Below are 2,271 nucleotides of genomic sequence, written 5' to 3' on the forward strand. Positions count from 1 at the left end.
CCTCGTCTCCAAAGACAGGGTTTCTCGACAATCTGAACCCCGGAGCAATCCGGGGTTTTAATGTTCTGTAAAATACCTATTTGCAGCTCCAGGCGGCGTTGGTGGTGTGGCAATCTTCGGGTCCCTGTCCCAGCCCTCTGTGATTACGATATGGCGTGTGTCTGTCTTATCTTCCCATACAATATAGTTGTCTTGTTCCAAAGCCAACAGTCCCGCTTTAATGTCCTCTGTACTCCTTCCTGTCTTTATCTCAAGTTCCTTCATCGTTGGTAAGCGTCTACGGCCTGCTGAATAGTTGTACAGTATCCGCAGTAGTTTGCGTTCGATGTCTGGTAACAAAGCGATCACTCCTTTGTTACTATTATATACAAACACACGTTCTTATTAAACTCAGAATATTTTTCCATTACCCTCTTGTATTTTGGTACTATATATGGTACTATATATGTAGGAGGTGAGACATGGCTAGGATAGATAAGTTGATCCAGAAAATGAAAGACCGCCCTAACGGGATTCGATTTGAAGAGGCTGAAAAGGTACTTGAGCATTACGGATACATAAAGGCAAGACACGATGGAACGTCACATTGCCAATTCCGGAATGATAAAGGTGACCTAATCACTATCAAAAAGAAAAACCCGTTGAAGGCGGCATACGTCAAAGACGTACTGGGTCGGATTGGGGAGTAACCGCTCCCCTTTCCTTATTCCACATAATATCCTAGCCGATATATAATGGCAAATAATAATCAGCATAAAGATTTAGCGTATTACATGGCGCTTCCGTATACAATCCAGATCAGACCAATGAACGACGAAAGCGGCCAATACTTTTTTGCTACTGTAGCAGAACTAGACGGTTGCCAAAGTGACGGGGATACCTTTGCAGAAGCTTATGAGAGTGTGCGTGAGGCCATGAGGGGGTATCTGTCCGTTAAACTGGAATATGGGGACGATATACCCGAACCAGTAGGAGAAGACGAATACAGCGGTAAGTTTAACCTTCGTGTTCCCAAGAGTCTGCACCGCCAGTTATCCGAACGAGCTGCAGCCGAAAATGTTTCCCTTAATCAATACTGCCTGTACAAATTGAGTAAATAAGGAGGGATATGCAATGAGTAATAACGCCTGCCTTGGATACATCATATCAGCTCTGCGCCGACAGGGTTGGGAGGACGAAAAAATAAGAGAAGTTACTCGCGCAGTATACTTCGAGTTTGATTTCAAAACCACTTACGAGGCGGAGGAAATATACGCGCATCGGAATGATTAAAGCAAAAGCTCTGCCGACCATAAGGTTAGCAGAGCTTTTGCTTTACTGACGTTTAAGAACCTCCTTGTTGATCTTGCACTTGTATCATTGGATTATGGCTATTCGTCTGAACAGGTACAGTAACAATAAACAAAAAACTAGCCGCAATGATTAGAAAAGCTACTTTTTTCAACATTATCTAACCACACCCTTTCAATAAGATTTAGAAACTCTTCCTTGAACTCAGGAACTGCATGCTTTCTAAACTTCACGAAAAGCCCCAAACAGTTTATAAAATAAGTTTCATTATTTATTATATGCGACTTTAGCATTGCATTCATCAAATATTTGAAGCCATCACTGAACATACCACGATGTAAACAATAATAAGCCAATTCATAACCAAATCGTGCAAACTGTTCTGGTATTACTTGTCGGGTGTACATATCAGTAGATGATGGGAGTTGAGTAAAGGCATCAATGTCTTTTTTAAACCTTGAAAGCACATCATCCACTTCTATTTCGTATCGGTTTGCCGCCATCATAATGTTCAACAGTTGGGCAACCTTATCTTGTTCAGATGTATCTGATGGTGCACCAATATATTCAACATAATCATGTAGCACACTTATATCTCCAGATAAAAGCTTATTTGCGACAATGTTAGCTTGCGCCCAATCTTGATACAACTCGATCCAATGCAGGGTATCCTCGTCCGTCTCTTTTACCCAATCTAAATCGGCGTAGGCATATGTATATTGTAGAGCTTGTTGATAATCGCCTTGGGCTTCACAGACACTTGCACACAACAAATCGGCATAGGTAATATACACAAACAACGGACGACTTAACTTCTTAGCAGTAGCAGCGCTTTCCTTGTTCTTCTGTTGTTGTTTCCAAGTGTATTGGATTTCTGCTTTAGCTCTCATTTGCCTTGCCATTTCGTCTACCTTGTCCCATTTACGTAAAGACCTGTACACGTTAGCCAAATCCTTCAATGCGTCAAGCTGGTCTATTTCA

At 41.8% G+C, this 2,271-nt stretch carries 4 protein-coding genes and 1 pseudogene; 3 read left to right on the forward strand and 2 right to left on the reverse strand.

Translation table 11 applies throughout. From position 1 onward, the window contains the following. Nucleotides 1–57: 57 nt before the first annotated feature. Nucleotides 58–348, reverse strand: a complete 291-nt coding sequence (locus L693_RS0116540; protein WP_442950183.1) for a hypothetical protein — start codon at nt 346–348, stop codon at nt 58–60. Nucleotides 349–461: 113 nt separating this feature from the next. Between L693_RS0116540 and L693_RS0116545 the strand changes: the two genes are divergently transcribed. Genes L693_RS0116545 through L693_RS30670 form a run of 3 tightly spaced genes read left to right on the forward strand, consistent with a single transcriptional unit; the run spans nt 462 to nt 1,272 of the window. Further along, a complete protein-coding gene (locus L693_RS0116545) occupies nt 462–689 on the forward strand; it encodes a type II toxin-antitoxin system HicA family toxin (RefSeq protein WP_025718380.1) in 228 nt (75 codons plus the stop codon). Nucleotides 690–734: 45 nt separating this feature from the next. After that, nucleotides 735–1,100: a type II toxin-antitoxin system HicB family antitoxin gene (locus L693_RS0116550; protein WP_025718381.1), complete on the forward strand. Its 366-nt coding sequence runs from the start codon at nt 735–737 to the stop codon at nt 1,098–1,100. Between the two features lie 13 nt (nt 1,101–1,113). Further along, nucleotides 1,114–1,272, forward strand: coding sequence for a hypothetical protein (locus tag L693_RS30670; RefSeq protein ID WP_197029981.1), 159 nt, complete (start codon nt 1,114–1,116; stop codon nt 1,270–1,272). 137 nt (nt 1,273–1,409) lie between these two features. Here L693_RS30670 and L693_RS0116560 read toward each other — a convergent pair. Next, nucleotides 1,410–2,271, reverse strand: a pseudogene (locus tag L693_RS0116560) (transcriptional regulator); the annotation flags it as partial.

It is taken from the genome of Paenibacillus sp. 1-18, from assembly GCF_000520755.1.
GTDB classification, from domain to species: domain Bacteria; phylum Bacillota; class Bacilli; order Paenibacillales; family Paenibacillaceae; genus Paenibacillus; species Paenibacillus brasilensis.